Origin of the sequence: Bradyrhizobium sp. AUGA SZCCT0283 (assembly GCF_018130385.1) — a bacterium.
GTDB lineage: Bacteria > Pseudomonadota > Alphaproteobacteria > Rhizobiales > Xanthobacteraceae > Bradyrhizobium.
Window position 1 is genome coordinate 126889 of record NZ_JAFCLU010000012.1, and the last position, 24574, is coordinate 151462.

Here is a 24574-nt window from a genome sequence, read left to right on the forward strand (position 1 = left end):
TGCTGTTGACCGGCTGTTACCGTTAGCCGAACTGGTTCATCGTGTTGTGGGCGCCGCCCGCCTTCAGAGCGGCTTCACCTGCGAAATATTCCTTGTGATCGTCGCCGATATCGGAGCCGGCCATGTTCTGATGCTTGGCACAGGCGATGCCCTGACGGATCTCCTGGCGCTGAACATTCTTCACATAGCCCAGCATGCCCTGCTCGCCGAAATACTCTCTTGCGAGATTGTCAGTCGACAGAGCTGCCGTGTGATAGGTCGGCAACGTGATCAGATGGTGGAAGATGCCAGCACGCTTCGATGAATCGGCCTGGAAGGTGCGGATGCGCTCGTCGGCTTCAATGGCCAGCGGCGTATCGTCGTATTCCGGCTTCATCAGTTCGGCCCGATTGTACTTGCTGACATCCTTGCCGGCTTCCTTCATCGCGTCGTACACCTGCCAACGGAAGTTGAGCGTCCAGTTGAACGAGGGCGAATTGTTGTAGGCCAGCTTCGCGTTCGGAATGACCTCGCGAATGCGGTCAACCATCTTGGCGATCTGCTCGATATGCGGCTTCTCGGTCTCGATCCACAGCAGGTCGGCGCCGTTCTGCAGCGAGGTGATGCTGTCGAGCACGCAGCGATCTTCGCCGGTGCCGGCGCGGAACTGGTAGAGGTTGCTGGCAAGCCGCTTCGGGCGCAGCATCTTGCCATTGCGGTTGATGATGACATCGCCATTTTTGGCGTTGGCAGCCGTCACTTCCTCGCAATCCAGGAAGCTGTTGTACTGATCGCCGAGGTCGCCGGGCTTGTGGCTGACCGCGATCTGCTGCGTGAGGCCGGCACCCAGCGAATCGGTGCGGGTCACGATGATGCCGTCTTCGACGCCCAGCTCGAGGAAGGCATGGCGGCAGGCCCGGATCTTCGCCAGGAACACCTCGTGCGGCACAGTCACCTTGCCGTCCTGGTGGCCGCACTGCTTTTCGTCGGAGACCTGATTCTCGATCTGGAGAGCGCACGCACCTGCTTCAATCATCTTCTTTGCGAGCAGATAGGTCGCCTCGGCATTACCAAAACCCGCGTCGATGTCGGCGATGACGGGCACGACATGGGTCTGGAAGTTGTCGATCTTTTCGATCAACGCCTTTTCCTTCGCCTGGTCGCCTGCCTTGCGGGCGGCGTCGAGGGCGCGGAAGATATCGTTGAGCTCACGGGAGTCCGCCTGACGGAGGAAGGTGTAGAGCTCTTCGATCAGCGCCGGCACCGAGGTCTTCTCGTGCATCGACTGATCGGGAAGCGGTCCGAACTCGGAGCGAAGTGCCGCGATCATCCAGCCGGAGAGATACAGATAGCGACGATCGGTCTTGCCACCGAAGTGCTTCTTGACCGAAATCAGCTTCTGCTGCGCGATGAAGCCATGCCAGCATCCGAGCGACTGGGTGTACTTGGTGGGATCGGCGTCATAGGCAGCCATGTCGCTGCGCATCAGCGCCGCGGTGTACCGCGCGATGTCCAGGCCGGTCTTGAAGCGGTTCTGCAGACGCATGCGCGCCACGGCTTCGGCGGTGACGCCGTTCCAGGTCGGCTTGGTCTTGAGGAGCGCCTCAGCAGCTCCAAGTTCGCTCAGATAGGACGCCGGCCCCTGGATAGCCTGGTCGCTGATGCCTCGTGGCTGGTAGTTCATCTGCTTGATCCTTTAATCGACATTCGTGACAGTGCATTGCGAAACGTGCTGAGAGCTAAACGCCAAAATCGTAATTTCGTATAGCCTGCTTGATTTTGAATGGTGATGTCATGTAACATCTAAACTTGTCATAGATGTCATTTTGTTAAGTTTGTCACAAATCAGGTCAAGGAACCTGCCATGGCCACGGACTCCGGAAAAAAGCTTTTCGTCGGCCCCCGCTTCCGGCGGATCCGCCAGCAGCTCGGCCTGTCGCAGACCCAGATCGCCGAGGGCTTGGGCATTTCTCCGAGCTATATCAACCTGATAGAGCGGAACCAGCGGCCGGTGACGGCGCAGATATTGCTGCGCCTGGCCGAGACCTATGACCTCGACCTGCGCGATCTCGCCACCGCCGACGAGGACCGGTTCTTCGCCGAGCTGAACGAGATTTTTTCCGATCCGCTGTTCCGGCAGATCGACCTGCCGAAGCAGGAACTGCGCGACCTCGCCGAACTGTGCCCCGGTGTGACTCATTCCTTACAACGCCTCTACGCCGCCTATACCGAGGCCCGCCGCGGCGAAACGCTGGTCGCGGCCCAAATGGCCGACCGCGACGAAGGCTCCCGCTTCGAGGCCAACCCGATCGAGCGCGTGCGCGACCTGATCGAAGCCAACCGAAACTATTTTCCCGAACTCGAACAGGCCGCGGAGAATTTGCGTGACGAACTCAACGTCGCCGCCGAGGAACTGTTCGCAGCACTTTCGGCGCGGCTGCGCGAAAAGCACTCGATCGTCACCCGCATCATGCCGGTTGACGTGATGCGCGAGACGCTGCGGCGGTTCGACCGCCATCGCCGGCAGCTTTTGATTTCCGAACTGGTCGACGGATCGGGGCGCGCTTTCCAGCTTGCGCTGCAGATCGGGCTTACCGAATGCGGCGCTGCCATCGACGCCATTGTCAACCGCGCCGGTCCCCTCGACGACACGCCGCGGCGGCTCTACCGCATTACGCTGGCAAATTATTTCGCCGCCGCCGTGATGATGCCCTATCAGCCGTTCCACACCGCGGCGGAAAATTTGAACTACGACGTCCACGTGCTGGCGCAGCGTTTCAATGCCGGTTTCGAGCAGGTCTGCCACCGCCTCACCACGCTGCAGCGGCCGAACGCGCGCGGCGTGCCGTTCTTCCTGCTGCGCGTCGACAATGCCGGCAACGTCTCCAAAAGATTCTCCTCCGGCACGTTTCCGTTCTCGAAATTCGGCGGCACCTGCCCGCTGTGGAACGTGCATTCGACCTTCGACACGCCGGACCGCCTGCTCAAGCAGGTGATCGAGCTGCCCGACGGCACCCGCTATTTCTCGATCGCGCAGATGGTGCGCCGGCCGGTTGCGCCACACCCGCAACCGCAGCCGCGCTTTGCGATCGGGCTCGGCTGCGAAATCCGTCATGCGGCCAAACTCGTCTATGCCGCCGGGATGGATCTGGAGAAAGCGGAGGGCACGCCGATCGGCGTCAACTGCCGGCTCTGCGAACGCGAAAACTGCAGCCAGCGCGCCGAGCCGCCGATCACGCGGACGCTGATCCTGGACGAGAATACGCGGCGGGTGTCGTCGTTCGCGTTTTCGAATGCAAGGGAGTTGTGAGGGCCTCGCTCTCTCACCACGTCGTCCCTGCGAACGCAGGGACCCATACGCCGCGGCCGTTGTTGTTGAAGCATGATGAAGCGGCGAGCGTGCATAACACTGCTTCCTGTGGTTATGGGTCCCTGCGTTCGCAGGGACGACGGATGGATAAAGGCTCGCATTCCCGCGGCGCGTTGCGCCCGAGTTATGCTTGAATTCTTCGCCCCATGAAAATCAGAGGGCGCAGGGAAGGCCGGGTGCTGGCTGGCACCCGCGGTCTCGTGTGCAATAGCGCAAACAAAAACGCACACGAGCATACAGGTATCAGCCGGGGCATCCGGCCTTCCCTGCGCAATGGTTTGACGGCTTATGCCGCGCTCTCCCCGGAGACGAATTCCTCTTGCCTCCGTCGCCAGCGAATTGGCGGCTCGCATCGCCCGGTTGAGCTTTGCAAACCTCCGCCGGCTTAACACCAGCCACGGGTGCCAGGACCACACGGTTTTGCCGTACGCAACTGCGCCGTTCGTCTGGCACGCTGGCATCGCTCACGGGAAACCCGCCCTGCGATTTCCATCGCGCGCCCGGCGCTTTCGCGTCCACCGCAACCCAGCCCAACGTCCGTGACGATCGCGATACGCCCCTCTTGCGGGCCGGGATGGCGGGAGTTCTAGGACTGATTTGGGTCTCGCGCGAAGCGGATTCTTTTTTCGCGCGGGACTGGACCGGGCAAATCAGCTTGAAAGGATTGAGAAACTTTTTGTTTACGCGCAACGGCCGCAAGATCATCGACCCTCATGGTGAGGAGGCGCGCAGCGCCGTCTCGAACCATGTGGCCCCGCTGGTGCCATTCATCCTTCGAGACGCCGCTTCGGGCTCCTCAGGATGAGGTCTGGCAGAAGTTTCTGGCGCGAAGATGAAGGCCTGTTCATCGACATGAATCGGACCGCAACCGCAATCGGGAAAAAGCGGAACATCGCCGCAAGCGAGACGTTTGCTTGGTTACCCTGCAAACAGGAGAGACCCATGCTGAAAACGTTGATTACCGTTTCGACCGTGCTGCTCGCCACCGCGGCGTTTGCGCAGACTAGCACGAAGTCTCCAGGTTCCTCCGAATACGCCCCGGGACAGAAGATGCAGAAGAGCACGACTTCGACCGCGCCGGGTGCGTCGGAATACGCGCCGGGACATAAGAAGAAAACGGCGAAGGGCCATTCGGCAAGCGCGCCGGGTCATCAGACAACAACCGGAATGGCAACGAAGAAGAAGTACTAGTTCTACTTTAGCAGCGCGGCCCGGCATCGATGCCGGGCCGTTTTGCATTGGCGCACGCGCAAGCCCTTATCTGCTTTTCTGAATGGACCTGAGATAATTCACCGCGGCGGCAGCCTCGTGCCGGTTGAAGCGGAAGGTCGGCATATCAGGGTGAATGGTGGTCAGCCCGTCCTGCAGCCGCTGCACCATGTCGGTATCGTAGAGCTTTTCGCCGAACCGGCGGAATGCCGGCGCGAGCGGGTTCGGGCTCTGGCCGGTCTTGCCGACGGCGTGACATCGTCCGCACAGATTTTCCAGCATCGCCTTGGCGCGCTGCTGTTCCGGATCGAGCGCCTGCGCGGCGCTGGGGCCGACGCCAAGCAGTGGCAGCGCAAGGCAGGCTAGCGCCAGCAACGGTCGCGAGGCAAAGCCGGGCATCGGCGTCTCCGGGGTTTTACGGATATAATTGAAACGTAAGTCGTCCCGTCCCCAAACGTGTTGCGATACGTCAACACCTCGCTGCCTTTTTCAACAGGCGGCTTGCGCTAATCCCCATCGAAATGACAAGGTTTAATCTCGGGGATTACGCAATTTAGCGATGGAACGGCCGAGCTGATTCGCTAATTTCAAAGAAGCGAGCCTCGACTCGCGAGAATGGATGCAGACCGATGTTGCGACGCGTCAAGCTGATGAACCCGTTCGAAATCGTCCACGACCGGATTGCGCCGGAACGTCCGCAGCCGGCGGAGTACAAGGGGATCAATCGCGCCGCCCGCGCCACGCCGGTCTGCGCCGCCTGCGGTTCCGACGACATCATCTGCCAAGCCACAGCGCAATGGAGCAACGAGGCGCAGGAATGGCAGCTCGCCAATACCTTCAACCAACCGGCGCACTGCAATACCTGCAATCACCACGGCAACCTGGTGTGGCTCGCGATGAACTGAGCGCGGTTACGTCTTGAGTAGCCCGGATACAGCCAACGGGTCGCGCCTCCATCAAATCTCCGCATACACCTCCAGCAGGTTTCCATCGGGATCCCTGAAGAACAGCGTGCGATGGCCGAAGGGGCTGGTTGGTCGGCGGCTCCAGCAGATCGACGCCGTGCCGCACCAGCTCGTCGGCGCAGCGATCGACGTCATCAGCGGCGACCTTGAACGCGAGCTGCAGCGACGCGCTGCCGGCGGGCGTCGGTGCATCCTTCGCCGTCCGGCCCGGCCGCGACAAGGCGAGCGTGTTGCCACCGATCTGATATTCGATCCATCCCGCCGACAGCTCGCGCGTTAGCGGAAAGCGCAGGACACCCTCATAGAAGCGCCGCATCGCCGCCAGGTCGCGCACGAGGATGACGGTGTAGTCGATGGTGCGGATGGACTGGAAGGGTGAAGTGGAAGGGGGATTTTGATCGTTCACGAGTGTTTCCATAATGGGACGTTGCGGACGGGCATCGGCATCCGCCCCGGTTCGATATCGATATCGCGACAGGGCGACGCCTGCATTGCGACGATCAAGGCTTTGCCAGTGAGAGCGCCCTTGAGATGGCGGAATTTTAGCTTCTGCCAGCGGCGGGGCGTCGTCGGTTTGGCGGAGGCGGATTTTCGGATTCTGGTCATACACGCTAGAAGAGCATATCGTCCCAATAGTTCAAAGATCGCCTTGAGCAAACGGCCGCGGGTATAAGGAAAGCTCCTCGATGGCTAAGACCTACAAGCCCGGAAAGGGATACAGCCGGAAGGATTGGGATGCGGTCTCCGACAATCCCGAACTCGCCGACGAACAGATGTCGAAGGCGAAGCCCTTCGCTGCATCAGTGCCGGAGCTTGCAGCATCGATCCGGCGTGGCCGCGGACCAAACAAGGCCCCGACGAAAACGCTGGTGTCGTCGCGGCTATCCGGCAAGGTGATCGAGAAATACAAGGCTGGCGGCCCCGGATGGCAGTCGCGGATCGATCAGGATTTGCGGCGGATCAATAAGATCAAGTGAGCCGGTAGCTCGCGTGAACCAGCGGGTCACGCGAATGCGCGCCCGATGACAGGCTCCGCGACATGCGAAGAATGGGACAACAGAGGTCCCGGATGTCGCTCTGCTCATCCGGGCTACCCTTGCTCAAGTCCCAACGCCTGAGCCGCCCCAGATCCGTTCTTCCGTCCACCCCAGTTCCGCGAACTCCGCCGCCCGCAACGGCGCTTCCCCCGCCGAGAAAAACTCGTCGAGCTGCGGCGGGCTCACCGACGTGCCTGAGAGCATGGCGTGGGCCTGGCCGCGGTGGTGTACCTGGTGCTGGAACAGATGCAGGAGCAAACGATCCATCCGCTCGCGCTGGATGGAGGTGCCGCGATGCACGGAGACGATGCGCTGCAAGCCGGCGCCGTCGAGCGCTTCGACGACCTTGAGCAAGCGCCGGTCGACCGCGGCTTGGGCTTCTTTCAGCGCGGCGACCGTCGCACAGGGCTCCTGATCCGCCCACGCCGCCGGGCCGAGCGTGCCACCTTCCATCGCATCGACGTAAAAATGGTCGATGATCAGGATGTGGTTGAACGTGGCGCGCAGGCTTGGAAAAAAGCCGGTTCGTTTTGCGGTGAATTCGTCCGGCGTCAGGCGCGCGCAGGCGGTGAGCAGCCGGTGGTTTGCCCAGGCGTTGTTGTACGCCATGGTGCGATAGGGAAGCACGTCACTCATTGGCGTTGCCAGCCAGTAGCCCGCATGAGCGCAGCGATATGCGGGGAACGATGACGAAGGTCCCGGATATCGCTTCGCTCATCCGGGCTACGGGTCTGCGCAAATCTGTTGGGCGGATTAGCGGAGCGTAATCCGCCGATTGTCGTGGCAAGAATGGTGGGTTACGCCTGCGGCTAACCCACCCTACGAAGCTACTCCGCCGCCTCTCGCGTCGGCGCTTCCAGCACCTCCAGCACCTTCGGCGGCGACATCGGGAGCGCATAGAAGCGTTTGCCGAGCGCGTTGTAGATCGCGTTCGACACTGCGGCCATCACGGGGACCAGCGGCACTTCGCCGACGCCCTTGACGCCTTGCGGGTGTTTCGGGTTCGGCACTTCGACCATGATGCAGTCGATCATCGGCAGGTCCGAACAGACCGGCATGCGGTAGTCGAGGAAGCCGGGGTTATCGACCTTGCCTTCCTTCGTATAGATGTATTCCTCGTTCAGCGCCCAGCCGATGCCTTGCGCGACACCGCCCTGGAGCTGGCCCTCGACATAGCCGGGATGAATGGCGCGGCCGACATCCTGCACGGCGGTGTAGCGGATGACGCGCGCGATGCCGAGATCGACATCGACCTCGACGTCGCAGACATGCGTGCCGAAACCGCCGTCGGCGCCCGTGGTGTTGAGCTGCACGCCGGCCCCAATGGGTCCGCCCATCGCGGGCGCCTTCTCGGCGAGTTGTTCCAGCGTCAGCGGCTCGAACTGGCCGGCATTCGGGCTCACCGGATGCGCCGCGCCCTGCTCCCACTTCACCGCTTCGGGATCGATCTCCCAGATCTTGGCCGCGCGCTCGCGCAGCGTCTGGATGATCTTTTCGGTCGACTGCGTCACCACCATCGAGGAAGCGAACAGCACGCGGCTGCCGCCGGTGAGGTTCGAGAAACCAACCGTTTGCGTGTCGCCGATGATGACGGAGACGCGGCGGTAATCAATACCAAGAAGCTCGGCGCAAATGTTGGCGATGCCCGCGCGCGAGCCGCCGATATCAGGGTGCCCTGTGGTGACGACGACGTTGCCGTCCTCGGTGATGTTGACCTGCGCGGAGGACTCGCCGCCGGCGTTGAACCAGAAGCCGGAGGCGACGCCCCTGCCGCGTAGTTTTCCTTGCAGCTTGCCGAGCGGGGCCTTGTAGTGATCGGAATTTTTCGCCGCTTCTATCGTTTCGATATAGCCGATGCGCGGGAACACCGGACCGTGCGCGGCTTTCGTTCCCTCCTTCGCGGCGTTCTTCAGGCGGAAGTCGAGCGGGTCCATCTTCAGCGCTTCGGCGACTTCATCCATCACGCATTCCACCGCATAGGCGCCGATCGGCGCGCCTGGCGCGCGATAGGCCGCGACCTTGGAGCGGTTGGAGCAGACGTCAAAACCTTCGGAGAGCAGGTTCGGAATGTCGTAGGGCGTGAAGCTGCAGCCGGCAGCACCCCGGATCGGCGAGCCCGGGAAGGCGCCGGCCTGCAGATAGAAGGTGCCGTGCGCGGCGACGATCTTGCCGTCTTTCGTCGCGCCGATCTTCACCGTGCTCTTCGAGCCTGAGGTGGGGCCGGTCGCGCGCATCACTTCCTCGCGCGTCATCACCATCTTCACCGGACGGCCGGATTTTTTCGCAAGCAGGGTCGCGAGCGGTTCGAGATAGACGATGGTCTTGCCGCCAAAGCCGCCGCCGATCTCGGCGGGGATGGCGCGGATATCGCTCTGCGGGATGCCGGTGAGATGGGCCGTCATCGCGCGCACCATGAACTGGCCCTGGCTGGAGCTCCAGATCGTGGTCTTGCCGTCGGGCGCCACCGAGATCAGGCAGGCATGCGGCTCGATATAGCCCTGATGAACGGGGCGCGTGGTGAAGGTGCGCTCGATGACGACGTCGGCCTTCTTGAAACCTTCCGCGATGTCGCCCTTCTTGTGCTCGAGGCGGCCGGCGATGTTGGAAGGCTTGCCGTCGAACTTGTTGAACTCGTGCAGGATGGGCGCATCGGGCCGAATCGCGTCGTCGATCTCGATCGACCACGGCAGCACCTCGTAATCGACCTCGATCAGCTTGCAGGCCTCGGCTGCGATCGCTTCCGTGGTCGCGGCCACGGCGGCGATGGGGTGCCCGGGGAACAGCGCCTTGTCGCGCGCCATCACGTTGCGGCACATCCAGCGCATGTCCTGGATACCCAGCATCACCGCGCCGTTGGCGATCGGGAAATCGACGATGTCGCGCGAGGTGACGACGGCTTTTACGCCCGGCAGCTTCTCCGCCTTGGAGGTGTCGATCGATCTGATGCGCGCATGCGGATGCGGGCTGCGCAAAACCTTGCCCCAGATCATGCCGGGCATGGTGGTGTCGGCGGCGAACTGGGCGCGGCCGGTCACCTTGTCCATGCCGTCGGGACGAATGGTGCGCTGGCCGATCCACTTGTTGTTGGTGACGAGGTTCATTGGGTTGTCTCCCGCAATTATTGCGCGCGCATTTCGGCAGCGGTTTCCATTACCGCGCGGACGATCTTGTCATAGCCGGTGCACCGGCAGAGATTGCCGGCGAGCCAGAAGCGGACTTCCTCCTCGCTCGGCTTCGGATTCTTCTTCAGCAGCGCGTCGGAGGCGACCAGCATGCCCGACGTGCAGATGCCACATTGCAACGCCGCCATCTCGAGAAACTTCTGCTGCAGCGGATGCAGCTTGTCGCCTTGCGCCATGCCTTCGATGGTGCGGATCTCGTGGCCCTGCGCTTCGACCGCGAGCATCAGGCAGGAGCAGATCAGGCGATCGTCGAGCGTGATCGAGCAGGCGCCGCAATCGCCGGAGGCGCAGCCTTCCTTGGAGCCGGTGAGCGCCAGCGGCCCGCGCAGGGCGTCGAGCATGGTGTCTGATGGCTCGCACAGAAATTCCATCGGCTCGCCGTTGATGGTCGTGGTGACGTGAACTTTGGCCATGAACTATTTTCCAAACTTCAATTTTTGTGGGTTGCGCGTTGGGCGACGATTACGGCGGTGCGCTTGAGCAGCACGCCGGCCACCTTGGTGCGATAGGCGATGGTGCCGCGCTTGTCGTCGATCGGACGGCAGGCGGCGGAACAGGCGGCGGCCGCCTTTGCCAGCGCGGCGTCGTCGAGCCTTGAGCCGATCAGCGCTTTTGCGGCGTCTTCGACCAGCAGCACGGTGGGCGCGACTGCGCCGAGGCCGACGCGGGCCGCGGTGACGGTGCCGTCCTTGATGGTGAGGCTGACGCCGACGCCGACGACGGCGATGTCCATTTCGGTGCGCGGGATCATGCGCAAGTAAGCATCGCTGGAGCCGGGCGGACGCGGCGGTAGCGCAAAACTCACGAGAATCTCGCCGGGTTTCAGATTGGTGCGGCCGGGACCGGCGGGGACGTCTTCCACCTTCAGCTCGCGGCGGCCGTCCGGGCCCTGCACGGTGACGATGGCGGAGGCTGCGACCATCGCGGGCACACTGTCGCCGGCAGGCGAGCCGTTACAGAGATTGCCGCCGGCGGACGCGCGGCCCTGCACCTGCTTGGAACCGATCAGGTTGACGGCCTCGAGCACGCCGGGCCAGACCTTGCCGAAATTCTTGTGTTCCGCGAGCGCCATGCCGGAGACGGCGGCGCCGATGCGAAAGCCGCCATCGGCGGTCTGCTCGATTGCGGTCATCTCGGGGATTTTCTTGATGTCGACGATCACGCCGGGCTTCAGCACTCCGGATCGCATCTGCACCAGCAAATCCGTGCCGCCGGCCAGGATGCGCGCGGCGCTGCCGGCTTTCGCAAATGCGCCGACCGCTTCGTCAAGCGTATCAGGCGCCAGATATCGGAGTTCCGTCATGGTCTTTCCGCCATCTCCCTTTTGTCCGCCCGCCCCATATCGACGACGGCCTTATCTTGGCCCAGCAGTGCAGGCCAAGCCTACACGGCGGGAGGCGGTTGGAACAGCCTGCGAGATCAGGTTGATACGGCAGGCTCCTATGCGCGCGGCGGGGCTTGCGCGGCCGGATTGCTCCGAGGTGGCAGGGTGGGCGGAGGCCCCTCCACCGTCATTACCTGCGACAAACGCGAAGCGTTTGCGCAAGGGAGCGGAAGCGACGAAGCAATCCATCTATCCCCGTGGGGAGGTATGGATTGCTTCGCTTCGCTCGCAATGACGGCCTCCAGATCCGTTGGCTAAACCAGCCCGCCGGTCTAAAACCCGACTTCGGATTCACGATCGCCCCGGTGACATTGATGCCGCATCTCAGACTCCTGCTTGCTGCCGCGGCGTTCCTGTCCCTCTCGTCCATTGCCATCGCCCAACCAGCCCCCGCACCGGCCCGACCGGCGGCGGTGCAACCGAAACCGCCGGCCGCAGGCGTTCCCGGCCAGCCGGTCGCAAGGGCCCCCTCACCCCGTGCGGCGGCCTGTCACAACGGCATGTCGTTCGACCGCTTCCTTGCCGACCTCAAGCAGCAGGCGCTTAGCGAGGGCGTGTCGCAGCGCGCGCTGACCGAGGCCGCCCCCTACCTCGTCTATGACCAAAGCATCGTCAACCGCGACCGCGGCCAGCGCGTGTTCGGCCAGGTGTTCACCGAATTCGCACGAAACCGGGCGTCCGATGGCGCGGCAAAAAATGCGCAGGCGAGAATCCGGATGCATGCTCCGGCGTTCGCGCGCGCGGAAAAGGAATATGGCGTGCCGCCGGCGGTGATCGCCGCGTTCTGGGGCCTGGAGAGCAGTTTTGGCGCCGAGTTGGGCAAGCTGCATACGCTGCCGTCGCTGGTGTCGCTGGCCTATGATTGCCGCCGCTCGGAGATGTTTCAGAAGGAAACCATCGCGGCGCTGAAGATCATCGACCGCGGCGATCTCACGCCAAGCGAGATGATCGGCTCATGGGCCGGCGAGCTCGGCCAGACGCAGTTTCTGCCGACGCATTATTTCAACTATGCGGTGGACTATGATGGCGACGGCCATCGCAATTTGCTGCGCAGCGCGCCGGATGTGATCGGCTCGACCGCGAACTACATCGCCACCGGATTGAAATGGCGGCGCGGCGAGCCGTGGGTGCAGGAAGTGCGCGCGCCGGCGAATTTCCCGTGGGAGCAGGCTGATCTCACCATCAAGCTGCCGCGCGCAAAATTCGCGCAGCTCGGCGTTACCTATCCCGACGGCCGCGCGCTTCCGAATGACGACATGCCGGCCTCGCTGCTGCTGCCGATGGGCCGCACAGGGCCGGCGTTTCTGGCGTATGCGAATTTCGCAGCCTATACCGAATGGAATAACTCGCTGATCTATTCGACCACCGCGGGCTATCTCGCGAGCCGCATCGCCGGCGCCCCGCCGATGCGGCAGCCATCGGCGCCGGTCGCGCAACTGCCGCTCAATGAGCTGAAAGAGCTGCAGCAGCTGTTGGTGCGTGCCGGTTTCAATGTCGGCAAGGTCGACGGCGTGATGGGGCAGTTGAGCCGCACGGCGGTGAAGGCGATGCAGGTGAAATACGGATTGCCGGCGGATTCCTGGCCGACCGCGGAGCTGTTGGCGCGGATGCGCGGCCCCGGTGCGCGAAACCTCTTTCCATCAGACGGAAAAATACTCTAGAGTGCGCCGCAATAAAATGAGGAGGACACCCGTGCGTCATACTACAATCATTGCTGCCGCGGCTCTCGCGCTGACTGCCACTGCCGCCTTTGCGGACGATTTGAAGATTGGCTTGATTTACGGCAAGACCGGACCGCTGGAGGCCTACGCCAAGCAGACCGAAACCGGCCTGCGCATGGGCCTCGAATACGCCACCAAGGGCACCATGATGCTCGATGGCCGCAAGATCGTAGTCATTACCAAGGACGACCAGAGCAAGCCGGATCTCTCCAAGGCCGCGCTCGCCGAAGCCTATCAGGACGATAAAGTCGATATTGCCATCGGCACGACGTCGTCAGCCGCGGCACTGGCAGATTTGCCGGTGGCCGAGGAAAACAAGAAAATCCTGATCGTCGAGCCGGCGGTCGCAGACCAGATTACCGGCGAGAAGTGGAACAAGTATATCTTCCGCACCGGGCGCAATTCCTCGCAGGACGCAATTTCGAATGCGGTGGCGATCGGCAAGCCCGGTGTCACCATCGCGACGCTGGCGCAGGACTATGCGTTCGGCCGCGACGGTGTCGCCGCCTTCAAGGAAGCGCTGGCGAAAACCGGTGCAACGCTTGCGACTGAGGAATACGTCCCGACCTCCACGACCGATTTCACCGCGGCCGGTCAGCGCCTGTTCGACGCGCTGAAGGACAAGCCGGGGCGCAAGATCATCTGGGTGATCTGGGCTGGCGGCGGCGATCCCCTGACCAAGCTGCAGGACATGGATCCGAAGCGCTATGGCATCGAACTCTCGACCGGCGGCAACATTCTCCCCGCGCTGACCGCCTACAAGCGCCTGCCTGGCATGGAAGGCGCGACCTACTATTATTACGACATTCCGAAGAACCCGGTGAACGACTGGCTGGTCGCCGAGCACCAGAAGCGTTTTAACGCGCCGCCCGATTTCTTCACCGCCGGCGGTTTCTCCGCGGCAATGGCCGTGGTCACCGCCGTCACCAAGGCCAAGTCCACTGACACGGAAAAGCTGATCGCCGCAATGGAAGGTATGGAGTTCGACACGCCCAAGGGCAAGATGGTGTTCCGGAAAGAGGACCATCAGGCGCTGCAGAGCATGTATCACTTCAAGGTCAAGGTCGATCCGAACGTCGCCTGGGCGGTGAACGAACCGGTCCGCGAGATCAAGATCGAAGACATGAACATTCCAATCCGCAACAAGCGCTGAGCGAAGGCTGAGGTCGCCTTTGATGCTTTGCTCCGTCATTGCCGGGCTTGACCCGGCAATCCATCTCGCTTCCTAAATAAAGAGCATTTTGGAAGTGGATGGATGCGCGGATCAAGTCCGCGCATGACGGCCGGAAAGTCCGGCAGCATTGGCGATCGGCCAGATGACACCCCCTCCGACGACGACGTGCGAATGACCCTTTCCCTCGAAACCCGCGATCTGACCATCCGCTTCGGCGGTCACGTCGCCGTCGACCACGTCAGTTGCACGTTTCGTCCCGGCGAATTGACCGCCATCGTCGGGCCCAACGGCGCCGGCAAGACGACCTATTTCAACCTGATCTCCGGTCAGTTGCGTGCAACCGAAGGCCGCATCCTGTTTTCCGGCGCCGACATCACGCAGCTTTCCGCGCCGCTGCGCACCCGGGCCGGGCTCGGCCGCGCATTTCAGCTCACCAACCTGTTTCCAAACCTGAGCGTGGAAGAAAACGTCCGGCTCGCCGTCCAATCCGCAAGCGGCGTGCATTACGACATGCTGCGGCCGTGGATGACTCGGCGTGACCTGATCACCCGCGCCGACACCATCCTCGACAGCGTCGCGCTCGGCAGTCGCCGGAATGTCGCCGCCACCGCGCTGTCCCATGGCGACCAGCGCAAGCTCGAGGTCGCGCTGATGATGGCGCTGGAGCCGAAGGTGTTCATGTTCGACGAGCCGACCGCCGGCATGAGCGTCGACGAAGTACCTGTCGTCCTCAATCTGATCGCGCAGTTGAAGCAGGACACCAGCAAGATCATTCTGCTGGTCGAGCACAAGATGGACGTGGTGAGTTCGCTCGCCGACCGCATCGTCGTCCTTCACAATGGCCGGCTGGTCGCCGACGGGAAGCCGGCTGACGTGATCGCCTCGCCGATCGTGCAGGAGGCCTATCTCGGCATCGCCCCCGGAAGGAGCGCGGCATGACCGATCTCCTGACGCTTGCCGGCGTCAACACCCATATCGGGCGCTACCACATCCTGCATGGCGTCGATTTCGGCGTGCCTGAAGGACAGACCACGATGCTGCTAGGCCGCAACGGCGCCGGCAAGACCACGACATTGCGCACCATCATGGGGCTGTGGCCGGCATCGTCAGGCCAGATTGCGCTTGCCGGACAACGCATCGAAGCGAACGCGACGCCGGACATTGCGCGCCTCGGCATCGGCTACGTGCCCGAAAGCATGGCTGTGTTCTCCGACCTCACGGTGAAGGAAAATCTGGTGCTGGCGGCCCGCGACGGCCCGCTCGACGATTCGCGTCTCGAATGGATTTTCGGATTCTTTCCGGCGCTGCGGCGCTTCTGGCTGTCGCGCGCGGGTTCGTTGTCCGGCGGGCAGAAACAGATGCTGTCGATCGCCCGCGCCATCGTCGAACCGCGCAAGCTGCTTTTGATCGACGAGCCGACCAAGGGCCTCGCGCCCGCGATCGTGGTCGCGTTGATCGAGTGCTTTGCCGAGATCAAGCGCCGCGGCGCAACCATCCTTCTGGTCGAACAGAATTTCCGCGTTGCGCAAGAGATCGGCGATGCCGTCCTGGTGATGGACAATGGCAAGATCGTCCATCGCGGCGACATGGCGGAGCTGGCAAACGACAGCGCGGCGCAGGAACGCCTGCTCGGATTGAGCCTGGAGGCCCATCAGTGACCGATCTTGCTGCCACCGATCCGTTGCCGAAACCGAAGCGGGATTTTTTGCCCGCGCTGCTGCCGATCATCCTGGCGCTGGCGGTGTTGCCCCTGATCGGATCGGGAAGTTCCTGGGTGACGCTGACAGTGGCGAGCCTCGCCATGGGCATGATGATCTTCATCATGGCATCCGGGCTGACACTGGTGTTCGGCCTGATGGACGTCCTCAATTTCGGCCACGGCGCCTTCATCGCGGTCGGCGCCTACGTTGCAACGCTGGTGCTGCTGCCACTGGCAGGCTGGGTGCAGGCGGATTCGCTGCTCGTCAACCTGGCGGTGCTGGCGCCGGCGGCCTTGCTGGCGATGGCGGTATCCGGCGCGCTCGGCCTCGTCGTCGAGCGCGTGCTGATCCTTCCGGTCTACGGCCAGCACCTCAAGCAGATCCTGATGACGACGGGCGGGCTGATCGTCGCCGAGCAGGCGCTGTATGCCCTTTGGGGACCGCAGATCATTCCGTTGCCGCTGCCGACGTCGCTGCGCGGCTCCTTCATCATCGGCGATGTTGCGATCGCAAAATATCGCCTGCTGGCGATGCTGGTCGGCCTCGTGGTGTTTCTCGCCGTTCAGCTCGTGCTGAACCGGACCAAGATCGGTCTCTTGATCCGTGCCGGCGTCGAGAACCGCGAGATGGTCGAGGCACTCGGCTATCGCATTCGCCAACTGTTTCTCGGCGTGTTCATGGTAGGCTCCGCGCTCGCCGGGTTCGGCGGAATCATGTGGGCGCTCTATCGCGAGCAGGTCCATGCCTCGATGGGCAACGATCTCACGGTCTTGATCTTTATCGTGGTGATCATCGGCGGCCTTGGCTCGATCGGCGGCTGCTTCATCGGCGCGCTGCTCGTCGCCATGGTCGCGAATTACGGCGGCTTTCTGGTTCCGAAACTGGCGCTGGTATCCAACATCCTGCTGATGGTCGCCGTCCTGATGTGGCGGCCGCGCGGGCTTTACGCGGTGACGAGCCGATGATGATTCTGTCAGGCGACCCGCCGCGCAGCCGCGTTCTTGCCGTCCTGCTCGTCGTCATCGTTGCGACGCTGGCGCTGGTTCCGCTTCTCTTTCCCGGCGCCAAGGCAATGAACGTCGCGACGAAAATCTGCATTTTCGCGGCGCTGGTAGCGTCCTACGACCTGCTGCTCGGCTACACCGGCTCGGTGTCGTTCGCGCACACGATGTTTTACGGCATCGGCAGCTATTCGATCGCGATCGCGCTCTACTCCATGGGCCCGAACTGGGCCGCGGTCGCGACCGGCGTCGCCGCCGGGCTGCCGCTCGCGATGCTACTCGCGCTCGCCATCGGCCTGTTCTCGCTGCGGGTCGCGGCGATCTTCTTCGCCATGATCACGCTGGCGGTGGCCTCCGCCTTCCAGGTGCTCGCCTCGCAACTGTCGTGGCTCACCGGCGGCGAGGATGGCCGCAGCTTCCAGCTACCGGAATTGCTGCGGCCGGGCACGGTGCTAATTCCGAAAAGCGTGCTCGGGTTCGACTTCAATGGGCGCACGCTGACCTATTATCTGGTGTTTGCCGGCTGCGTCGCAATGATCCTGGCACTGCTGCGGGTGGTGAACTCACCGTTCGGCCGCGTGCTGCAGGCGATCCGCGAGAACCGCTTCCGCGCCGAAGCGCTGGGTTTCCGCACCGTGTTTCACCTGACCTACGCCAACTGCCTCGCCGCCGTCGTCGCCGCCAGCGCCGGCATGCTGAACGCGCTGTGGCTGCGGTATGCTGGCCCGGATACCTCGCTGAGTTTCTCCATCATGCTGGACATCCTGCTGATGGTGGTGATCGGCGGCATGGGCACGATGTACGGCGCAATCGTCGGCGCCGCCATTTTCATCCTGGCGCAGAACTATCTTCAGGCCCTCATGAACGTGGCATCAGAGGCCGCCGCCAGTGCGGGGTTGCCGCTGCTGCCGGGGCTGCTGCACCCGGACCGCTGGCTGTTGTGGTTGGGCCTGCTGTTTATCGCCAGCGTGTATTTCTTCCCGACCGGGATCGTCGGCCGGTTGCGCGCGGGCGCGCTCAAGTAAAGGGATATTGTCGGCAATGATCGCGCCGGATTTTCAGGGATACGGATGCGCGACAGGCAGCCAAGGCGCGATGAACCGATGCTCCCATCCGGGCCACGGGTTTGGCGCTGGAATAATTGATTTTGATCAGCCCGCCATAAGAGTTGTATTTCCCCCGAAGCTTCCCATGTCGAACAGCACCTCATTGTCCTGAGGCGTTATTCCACATCACGAAAAGAGCATCGCATGTCTTTCCACGACTTAACCGTGCCCGCCTTCCTGCAGATTCTCGGCAGCCTTTCCGGCCTGCTCACCAAGGCGGAAGCGCATTGCAAGGCGAAGAACATCCAGCCGGAGGTGTTGCTCAATGCACGGCTTTATCCGGACATGTATCCGCTGACGCGGCAGATCCAGACCGTCTGCGATTTCGCTGGCAAGACCTGCGCGCGGCTCACCGGCAGCGAGGTACCGTCCACGCCCGACACCGAAAAGAGTTTTGAGGAGTTGCAGCAGCGGATCGCGAAGACAACCGACTATGTGAAGTCGTTCAAGCCGGCGCAGTTCGACGGCGGCGATATGCGCGAGGTGACCTTTCCGATCGGCCCGAGTAACACCATGACGATGAAGGGCCAGCAATACCTCGTCAACTTTGCATTTCCAAATTTCTATTTCCACGCCGCCACCGCCCACGGCATTTTGCGGCACAACGGGGTTGAAATCGGCAAGCGGGATTTCCTCGGGGTGAGGTAATCACAGCCGTCAACGCAACGAAGCCAGTTCGCGCGCGAGGTTGTCGCGGGCCTGCCGGTCATATCTCGCGGCGAAGACCGCATCGGGAAAGATGACCGGCCGTGCGGCGAACTGGCCGAGCACTTTTGCGCGGCCGGCGCGATAGTCGCCCTCCGGCACATGGATGAACTCCTGCCGGATCGCCGCGGCGTACGCGTCGTATCGCGCGGGCTCTGCGCCGAGGATGCTGAGGTCGATCGAGATCAGGATGGCGCCCAGGCGATCATCGGGCTGGACGTTATGTGTCTTTGTCAGACGGATCAGACGGCCGACTTCCTGACGGAGGTCCTCGCGCACGTGCTGCTCGGCCAGGCGCGCGCTCAACTCTTCATTGTCCGAACGGGTCGCGTCGTAGACGACATCGTGCCACCAGATCGCCGCGGACAGAATTTCGCGCTCGATCGCCGAAAGATCGTCGACGCGCGCGAGCGCACCGAGACAGTCTTCGATATGCGCGAGGTTGTGATAGTGGCGGCCCGGCGCGGTGTAGGCGGCAACCAACTCTTCGCGGTTCATCGCCAGGTGCCCACCATGTTGATCCGGCGCCGCAGGGTGGGCAAAGCGACTTGTCCGCCGTAGCTCGAAGAGCGAAGGCGGAAGCGTGCCCACCATTCCGCGCGAAGTGCTGGATGGTGGGCACGGCGCTTGCGCGCCTTTGTCCTCCCTACGAAATCCTACCGCATCGTGATCGCGAGGCCGCTGAGATCCGCGTTCGCCATCAATCCGACCTGGTGGCCGCTCAATTCCAGCACCGCGCCCTTCTGGTTGGTCAGCACGATCGCGCGCGCGCCGTGGCCCACGGCAAGGCCTGCGCCGGCCGCGCCGTAGACGCCGGCGACGTCGGAGGGGCGATAGATGTTGCTGACGCGGCCGCGCAGCACCGTCTTCGAGCCGCCGAACACGAAGCCGTAGTCGAGACCGCCGGTCGAAAGCGCGTACCGCCGTCCGCGGAAATCCAGGACGCCGCTGCCGCCGGAGCCGCCGATCACCCAGCCCGCCTTATAGATCGTGAGCTGTACGAAACCTTCGTCGGCACGCGCGGCGGAGGAAAGCGTAACGCCCGCGAGGGCCGCAAGCGCAAGCACGGTGGCACGAATGGCGGATGGCATTTTCATGGATCGTATCTCCGGAAGTCTTGCAAATCGGAAGTGTCGGGGCGGGCTTTGCGGCGCAGATTGAGTCGCAACTATCGGATTGTAACCGATCGGCGCAAGGGGCAAAGTGTATTCGACGCCTTGCGCGCTGCACGGCGCACGCCGACCCGCGCCGTGCCCCCGACACAATTTCATCACGATTGCACGAACAAAAAACGCCGACATGTGAACTGCATTACTGCGGCCGGAAGCGTGTCGCGCTATTGCGTGTCCGGCCAATTGGACTGACGGGCGGCACCTTCAAACCTATCGGCGGGTCGCAAGCGCCGCGCCGCTGCCTTTCCAGCGAGGCAGCGGCGCGTTAGGCTCAAAGCACCCAACCGTTCATGGAGCTGTCCCATGCCGATCCAGCACTTTGCGCCGCCCGCCGGCATCAAGGCCCCGCCGCTCTCCTTCGCCACCCGCACCGGCGACCTGCTGTTCGTCTCGGGCATTCCGGGTTTTGACGACAAGGGCGCGCTGGCGGACGGTTTCGAGGCGCAGTTTGGCTTCGTCGTCGCCAACATCAAGCGCGTGCTCGGCGAGGCGGGCGCGACGTTTCGCGATCTCGTCAAGGTCAACGTGCTGCTGACGCGCGCCTCCGACGTCGCCACGATGAACGTGCTGTATGCGTCCGCGTTCGGGCCCGCGCCCTACCCCGCTCGCACCACCTGCGTGGTGCAGGCGCTGCCCGATCCGAAAATGCTGATCGAGATCGAAGCTGTTGCATCGCTGGCAAAGGCGTAGAGGCGTAGGGCGGATTAGCGAAGCGTAATCCGCCATTCACGGCAAGGTCGGCGGATTACGCTTCGCTAATCCGCCCTACGAGATACCTCACGGCTTCGGCATCGTTTCCTTCAGCGTGTCGCCGACGAAATTGGCGGCATGGCGATAGGCGGCATCGTTGTCGCCGCGGAACGTCACCGTTCGCCGCATCAGCAATTTCTCGGCTTCGAGATCGAGCAGTTGAATCTCGCCCCACTGCACCAGCGTGCTCATCTTGCGGATGCCGCCATAGACCACGAGCCGGGCGCCGGCCTTCCTCGCAGCGGCGATGAACACATCCTGCGACATGCTGGTCGCGGTGCAGGGATGATCGGGGCATTCGATCGGCACCACGCGATAATCGCCCTGGGCAGCCAGATTATCGCGCAGCAAATTTGCAAACGAAGCCACGCGGGCGCGATGTTCCGCGCTCTGGTCCACCACCTCTCCCGAAGTGTCGAAATAATCGAAATCCGCTACCGCCACCGCGATCGGCGCGGCGGCCGGCGATCCGCCCGATGGAAACGACAGCGCGGCTAGCGCGCACAGCATGGTCAGTACGGCGCTCACGCCGCTGCGCAGGCCTGGCACGCGCCATGAGGTTGCTGTCTGCATCATGCTTCGTCTCCTTCAACCCTGACATTGGCATCGCCCCGCTGCCGGGCCTGAATCATAACAGCGGTTGAGGATTTCGCTAACCCATTCCGTCTCGCGTTTTGCGCCTTTGAACCTTCTCGCCTTGCCCGCTACTCAACCGGTAACCGGGCGCGAGCGCCCGTGTTCCAAACAGGAGATTGCAGATGCGTCGTATTTTTGCCCTTTGCGCCGTTGCCGGCATTGGTTTCACCGCACTTGCCGCGTCGAGCCCGGCGCAGGCCGCGTATCACCTGATCCGCTGGCAGGATACCGGCTTCTGCCAGATCTGGGACCAGAATATCCCGACAGCACCCTATCCCGGGAATTACACCGTGATCGTAGGCAGCGAAGTGCCGACCTTCGGCGACGCACTGGTCTTCAAGGACGGCCTCTTGCGCAACGGCACCTGCTCGTTTTGATTTGATCCTTCTCGTAGCCCGGATGAGCGCAGCGACGTCCGGGACCACACCCAGAGCAGCCCCGCATATCGCTGCGCTCATGCGGGCTACGGTAACCGGCACACGAAAAGGACGGCGCGCGGATGAGTCGCCGCTTTTTTTCAAGGGCGCGTTTTGAACCAATCACACACCCGTTACAACAAAGGGATGCCCGGTCATCCCCGGCCGGGAGCCCGCTCCCTCATCCCGTTGCGGAGCGCGGCCGCGCATTTCCACAACAGGAGTATTTTGCCCATGCTTCGATTGACCGCCCTTGCTGCCACCGCCGGCCTCGCCCTCACTGCGCTCGCCGCGACCAGCCCCGCCGAAGCCGCCTTTCATCTGATCCGCTGGGAAGGCACCGGCGTCTGCCAGGTCTGGGACCAGAGCATTCCAACCAAGCCGATTCCCTCGAACTACAAGACCGTCAGCAAACCGGTTCCGACATTTGCCGCTGCGCTCGCGGTGAAGGACGGCATGCTCAAGAAGGGCACCTGCAAGCTGTAATAGCTTCGTAGGGTGGGCAAAGGCGCACAGCGCCGTGCCCACCTTTCTTTTCTCCCTGCGATGGTGGGCACGCTTGCGCCTTGCCCACCCTACGAAACCGCCGTCCTACCTCCTTGTACGCGCCGGCACGCTTGCTATCCTCCGCCAAAACCAAAAGCAGAGGAAACGCCCCCATGCCCCTTCTCCAGAATCATATCGCCGTCGTCACCGGTGCCGGCTCCGGCATCGGACGCGCCATCGCGAGCGGTTATGCGCGGGAGGGCGCGCGCGTCGTGCTGCTCGACAGGGACGAGAAGGCGGCGGCTGAAGCGGCGCAGGAGATCCGCGACGCCGGCGGAGGTGCAGACAGCTTTGCGCTCGATGTCGCCAAACGCGAGGACTGTGTCGCGATGGCGAAACAGATCGCCGACAAGGTCGGGCAGGTCTCGATCCTCGTCAACAATGCCGGCATCGTCCGCCGCAACGGCATGCTCGGCGCGGCCGATGACGTGATCAAGGATTGGGAAGACATCATCGCGATCAACCTCACCGGCGTGTTCAATGTGACGCATGCGTTCCTCGCGCCGTTGCGCGCCAGCAAGGGGCGCATCGTCAATATCGGCTCGATCCAGTCCTTCGTGCATGTGCGCACGCCGAGTTCGCCGGCCTACACCGCCTCCAAGCACGGCGTGCTCGGCTTCACCAAGGCGCTCGCCGCCGAGCTCGGCAAGGAAGGCGTCCGCGTCAACGCGATCGGCCCCGGCTTCATCGCGACGCCGCTGAACGCCAACGCCCGCGCCACCAATCCGGAGCTGGTGAAGACGTTCATCGATCACACCCCGCTGGGGCGCGCCGGCACCGCGGAAGACATCGTGGGCCCCGCGATCTTCCTCGCCTCCGACCTGTCGGCCTACGTCTCCGGATCGATCGTGATGGTCGACGGCGGCTATCGGGCGGTGTGAGCGCATCATGTCCAACGCCCCGCATTTCGACATCGACGTTCCCTCGTTCTGGGCCGATCCCTACCCCGCGCTGGCGAAGATGCGGAAGGAGGCGCCGATCGCGTTCGTGCCGCAGCTCGGCTCCACCGTGTTCACCCGGCGCGACGACATCTTCACCCAGGAGAAGCGCATCGACATATTCTCCTCGCACCAGCCGAACGGGCTGATGAATGTGCTGATGGGCCACAACATGATGCGCAAGGATGGCGATGCGCACATGACGGAGCGGCAGGCGATGTTCCCGGCCGTATCGCCGCGCACCGTGCGCGATACCTGGGTCCGGCAATTTCAGGCCCATGCAGACCGCATCCTCGACGAACTCGCGCCGCAAGGCTCTGCCGATCTCTGCAAGGCGCTGGCGCTGCCGCTGTCGGCCGAATGCCTGAAGGACGTCACCGGGCTGACCAACATGCGCTACCAGGACATGGACGCGTGGTCGCAGGCGATGATCGACGGCATCGCCAACTACACCGGCAACAAGGCGGTCGAGGCGCGCTGCCATGCCGCCACAGCCGGCATCGATGCCGCGATCGACGACATGATCCCGGTGGTGAAGAAGCATCCGAACACCTCGATCCTCAGCGTGCTGCTGGCTTCAGGCCAGAACATGGATAGCATCCGCGCCAACATCAAGCTTGCGATCTCCGGCGGGCAGAACGAGCCGCGCGACGCGATTGCCGGCGCGACCTGGGCGTTGCTGACGCATCCCGCGCAGCTCGCCCTGGTGCGCGACGGAAAAGCAAAATGGATCGACGTGTTCGAGGAATATGCGCGCTGGATCGCACCGATCCAGATGTCGCCGCGCCGCGTGGCAAAACCGTGGACCTTCGGCGGCGTCGATTTCGAGCCGGAAGACCGCGTGTTCTTCATGTTCGGCTCGGCCAACCGCGACGAGGCCTGCTTTGCCGAACCCGATCGCTTCGACATCACCCGCGACACCCAGAAGAGCATCGCCTTCGACGCCGGCCCGCATTATTGCGCCGGCGCGTTCGCCTCCCGCGCCATGGTGGCCGACGTCGCGCTGCCGAGCTTATTCGCGCGGCTGAAAGGCCTGCGGCTCGACGACAGCGAACCGGTTAGGATCGGCGGCTGGGCGTTTCGCGGATTGCTCAATCTGCCGGTGAGGTGGGATGCAGGCTGATCGTGCGGTGAGCTTCTACTGGCGCGGGCATTCCCGGTAGCCGAACCGGTCGATGATCGTGCTGCCCGGAATGGCGTGAAACTCCAGCGTCTCCATGTAGTGATTGTCGATGAGATACTTGCGCAGTTTCGCATTGTAGGCGCTCAGCATCCGCTGCGTATGGGCGACATGGATATTGCGCTGGCGGTCGTGACCGGCGTGGAACAATAGCGTCGCGCTGCGCTCGACGCAGACATTGCGCAAGCCCAGAAACAGCGTGCAGTTCGACTGGCAGTGGCCCTTGATGCGAAACAGCTCGCCGCTGGCATTGGCGCGCTCGATCTCGGGCTGGAAATCCTTGTACCAGCCACCCTTGCTGTACCTTTCGGAGGTGGCTGCAAAAGACGCAGACGAGATCAGGACGAATGCAAGAACGGCGAGAGCTCGCATGGCCGACCTGCCCGGTTCATCATGTTTGAGG

The 24574-nt window shown here is 63.0% G+C and carries 26 protein-coding genes and 1 pseudogene; 16 read left to right on the plus strand and 11 right to left on the minus strand.

What is annotated here, in order from left to right:
- Positions 1-22: 22 nt before the first annotated feature.
- Positions 23-1663, minus strand: a complete 1641-nt coding sequence (locus JQ624_RS18370) for an isocitrate lyase (protein WP_212420313.1) — start codon at positions 1661-1663, stop codon at positions 23-25.
- A gap of 180 nt (positions 1664-1843) precedes the next feature.
- Here JQ624_RS18370 and JQ624_RS18375 point away from each other — a divergent pair, with 180 nt between their 5' ends.
- Entirely contained in the window at positions 1844-3289 is a 1446-nt protein-coding gene (locus JQ624_RS18375; protein ID WP_212420314.1) for a short-chain fatty acyl-CoA regulator family protein, read from the plus strand.
- Between the two features lie 1002 nt (positions 3290-4291).
- Positions 4292-4540, plus strand: a complete 249-nt coding sequence (locus JQ624_RS18380) for a hypothetical protein (RefSeq protein ID WP_212420315.1) — start codon at positions 4292-4294, stop codon at positions 4538-4540.
- A 66-nt stretch (positions 4541-4606) separates the two neighbouring features.
- Here JQ624_RS18380 and JQ624_RS18385 read toward each other — a convergent pair whose 3' ends face one another.
- On the minus strand, positions 4607-4957 hold the full coding sequence (locus tag JQ624_RS18385) for a c-type cytochrome (RefSeq protein WP_212420316.1): 351 nt from the start codon (positions 4955-4957) through the stop codon (positions 4607-4609).
- 230 nt (positions 4958-5187) lie between these two features.
- Between JQ624_RS18385 and JQ624_RS18390 the strand changes: the two genes are divergently transcribed.
- Complete coding sequence (locus JQ624_RS18390; protein ID WP_212420317.1) at positions 5188-5463, plus strand: hypothetical protein; 276 nt, start codon at positions 5188-5190, stop codon at positions 5461-5463.
- A 51-nt stretch (positions 5464-5514) separates the two neighbouring features.
- On the opposite strand, the pseudogene JQ624_RS18395 reads toward JQ624_RS18390, so the two are convergent.
- Positions 5515-5941, minus strand: a pseudogene (locus JQ624_RS18395) (VOC family protein).
- Between the two features lie 268 nt (positions 5942-6209).
- Between JQ624_RS18395 and JQ624_RS18400 the strand changes: the two are divergent.
- The gene (locus JQ624_RS18400; protein ID WP_212420318.1) at positions 6210-6500 is read left to right on the plus strand and encodes a BrnA antitoxin family protein; all 291 of its coding nucleotides are present in this window, start codon (positions 6210-6212) and stop codon (positions 6498-6500) included.
- 123 nt (positions 6501-6623) lie between these two features.
- Here the strand turns inward: JQ624_RS18400 and JQ624_RS18405 are convergent, their stop codons facing one another.
- From JQ624_RS18405 to JQ624_RS18420, 4 genes are all read right to left on the minus strand, one after another.
- The gene (locus JQ624_RS18405; protein WP_409334347.1) at positions 6624-7169 is read right to left on the minus strand and encodes a DinB family protein; all 546 of its coding nucleotides are present in this window, start codon (positions 7167-7169) and stop codon (positions 6624-6626) included.
- 218 nt (positions 7170-7387) lie between these two features.
- Entirely contained in the window at positions 7388-9661 is a 2274-nt protein-coding gene (locus JQ624_RS18410) for a xanthine dehydrogenase family protein molybdopterin-binding subunit (protein WP_212420320.1), read from the minus strand.
- Between the two features lie 17 nt (positions 9662-9678).
- On the minus strand, positions 9679-10155 hold the full coding sequence (locus JQ624_RS18415; RefSeq protein ID WP_212420321.1) for a (2Fe-2S)-binding protein: 477 nt from the start codon (positions 10153-10155) through the stop codon (positions 9679-9681).
- 17 nt (positions 10156-10172) lie between these two features.
- On the minus strand, positions 10173-11045 hold the full coding sequence (locus JQ624_RS18420; protein WP_212420322.1) for a xanthine dehydrogenase family protein subunit M: 873 nt from the start codon (positions 11043-11045) through the stop codon (positions 10173-10175).
- Positions 11046-11440: 395 nt separating this feature from the next.
- Between JQ624_RS18420 and JQ624_RS18425 the strand changes: the two genes are divergently transcribed.
- From JQ624_RS18425 to JQ624_RS18455, 7 genes are all read left to right on the plus strand, one after another.
- Complete coding sequence (locus JQ624_RS18425; protein WP_212420323.1) at positions 11441-12787, plus strand: lytic murein transglycosylase; 1347 nt, start codon at positions 11441-11443, stop codon at positions 12785-12787.
- Positions 12788-12803: 16 nt separating this feature from the next.
- Entirely contained in the window at positions 12804-14000 is a 1197-nt protein-coding gene (locus tag JQ624_RS18430; RefSeq protein ID WP_249129896.1) for a substrate-binding domain-containing protein, read from the plus strand.
- Positions 14001-14192: 192 nt separating this feature from the next.
- Positions 14193-14960 (plus strand): ABC transporter ATP-binding protein, encoded by a 768-nt coding sequence (locus tag JQ624_RS18435; protein WP_212420325.1) that lies wholly within the window; start codon positions 14193-14195, stop codon positions 14958-14960.
- Positions 14957-15679 (plus strand): ABC transporter ATP-binding protein, encoded by a 723-nt coding sequence (locus tag JQ624_RS18440; RefSeq protein ID WP_212420326.1) that lies wholly within the window; start codon positions 14957-14959, stop codon positions 15677-15679. The genes JQ624_RS18435 and JQ624_RS18440 overlap by 4 nt, the downstream gene beginning before the upstream one ends.
- The gene (locus JQ624_RS18445; RefSeq protein ID WP_212420327.1) at positions 15676-16686 is read left to right on the plus strand and encodes a branched-chain amino acid ABC transporter permease; all 1011 of its coding nucleotides are present in this window, start codon (positions 15676-15678) and stop codon (positions 16684-16686) included. Before JQ624_RS18440 ends, JQ624_RS18445 begins: the two co-directional genes overlap by 4 nt.
- Entirely contained in the window at positions 16683-17747 is a 1065-nt protein-coding gene (locus JQ624_RS18450; RefSeq protein WP_212420328.1) for a branched-chain amino acid ABC transporter permease, read from the plus strand. Before JQ624_RS18445 ends, JQ624_RS18450 begins: the two co-directional genes overlap by 4 nt.
- A 225-nt stretch (positions 17748-17972) precedes the next feature.
- Positions 17973-18476, plus strand: coding sequence for a DUF1993 family protein (locus tag JQ624_RS18455; RefSeq protein WP_212420329.1), 504 nt, complete (start codon positions 17973-17975; stop codon positions 18474-18476).
- 9 nt (positions 18477-18485) lie between these two features.
- On the opposite strand, the gene JQ624_RS18460 is transcribed toward JQ624_RS18455, so the two are convergent.
- Entirely contained in the window at positions 18486-19031 is a 546-nt protein-coding gene (locus JQ624_RS18460; RefSeq protein ID WP_212420416.1) for a phosphohydrolase, read from the minus strand.
- 158 nt (positions 19032-19189) lie between these two features.
- The gene (locus tag JQ624_RS18465; protein WP_212420330.1) at positions 19190-19630 is read right to left on the minus strand and encodes a hypothetical protein; all 441 of its coding nucleotides are present in this window, start codon (positions 19628-19630) and stop codon (positions 19190-19192) included.
- A 378-nt stretch (positions 19631-20008) separates the two neighbouring features.
- Here JQ624_RS18465 and JQ624_RS18470 point away from each other — a divergent pair, with 378 nt between their 5' ends.
- On the plus strand, positions 20009-20395 hold the full coding sequence (locus JQ624_RS18470; RefSeq protein ID WP_212420331.1) for a RidA family protein: 387 nt from the start codon (positions 20009-20011) through the stop codon (positions 20393-20395).
- Between the two features lie 87 nt (positions 20396-20482).
- Here the strand turns inward: JQ624_RS18470 and JQ624_RS18475 are convergent, their stop codons facing one another.
- The gene (locus JQ624_RS18475; RefSeq protein WP_212420332.1) at positions 20483-21031 is read right to left on the minus strand and encodes a DUF2380 domain-containing protein; all 549 of its coding nucleotides are present in this window, start codon (positions 21029-21031) and stop codon (positions 20483-20485) included.
- 182 nt (positions 21032-21213) lie between these two features.
- Here JQ624_RS18475 and JQ624_RS18480 point away from each other — a divergent pair, with 182 nt between their 5' ends.
- From JQ624_RS18480 to JQ624_RS18495, 4 genes are all read left to right on the plus strand, one after another.
- Positions 21214-21468: a hypothetical protein gene (locus JQ624_RS18480; protein WP_212420333.1), complete on the plus strand. Its 255-nt coding sequence runs from the start codon at positions 21214-21216 to the stop codon at positions 21466-21468.
- Between the two features lie 273 nt (positions 21469-21741).
- Complete coding sequence (locus tag JQ624_RS18485; RefSeq protein WP_212420334.1) at positions 21742-21993, plus strand: hypothetical protein; 252 nt, start codon at positions 21742-21744, stop codon at positions 21991-21993.
- Between the two features lie 173 nt (positions 21994-22166).
- Positions 22167-22934: an SDR family NAD(P)-dependent oxidoreductase gene (locus JQ624_RS18490; protein WP_212420335.1), complete on the plus strand. Its 768-nt coding sequence runs from the start codon at positions 22167-22169 to the stop codon at positions 22932-22934.
- 7 nt (positions 22935-22941) lie between these two features.
- The gene (locus tag JQ624_RS18495; RefSeq protein WP_212420336.1) at positions 22942-24114 is read left to right on the plus strand and encodes a cytochrome P450; all 1173 of its coding nucleotides are present in this window, start codon (positions 22942-22944) and stop codon (positions 24112-24114) included.
- Between the two features lie 15 nt (positions 24115-24129).
- Here JQ624_RS18495 and JQ624_RS18500 read toward each other — a convergent pair whose 3' ends face one another.
- Positions 24130-24543 carry a hypothetical protein gene (locus tag JQ624_RS18500; RefSeq protein ID WP_212420337.1) on the minus strand — a complete coding sequence of 138 codons (414 nt, stop codon included), beginning with the start codon at positions 24541-24543 and terminating at the stop codon, positions 24130-24132.
- Positions 24544-24574 lie beyond the last annotated feature (31 nt).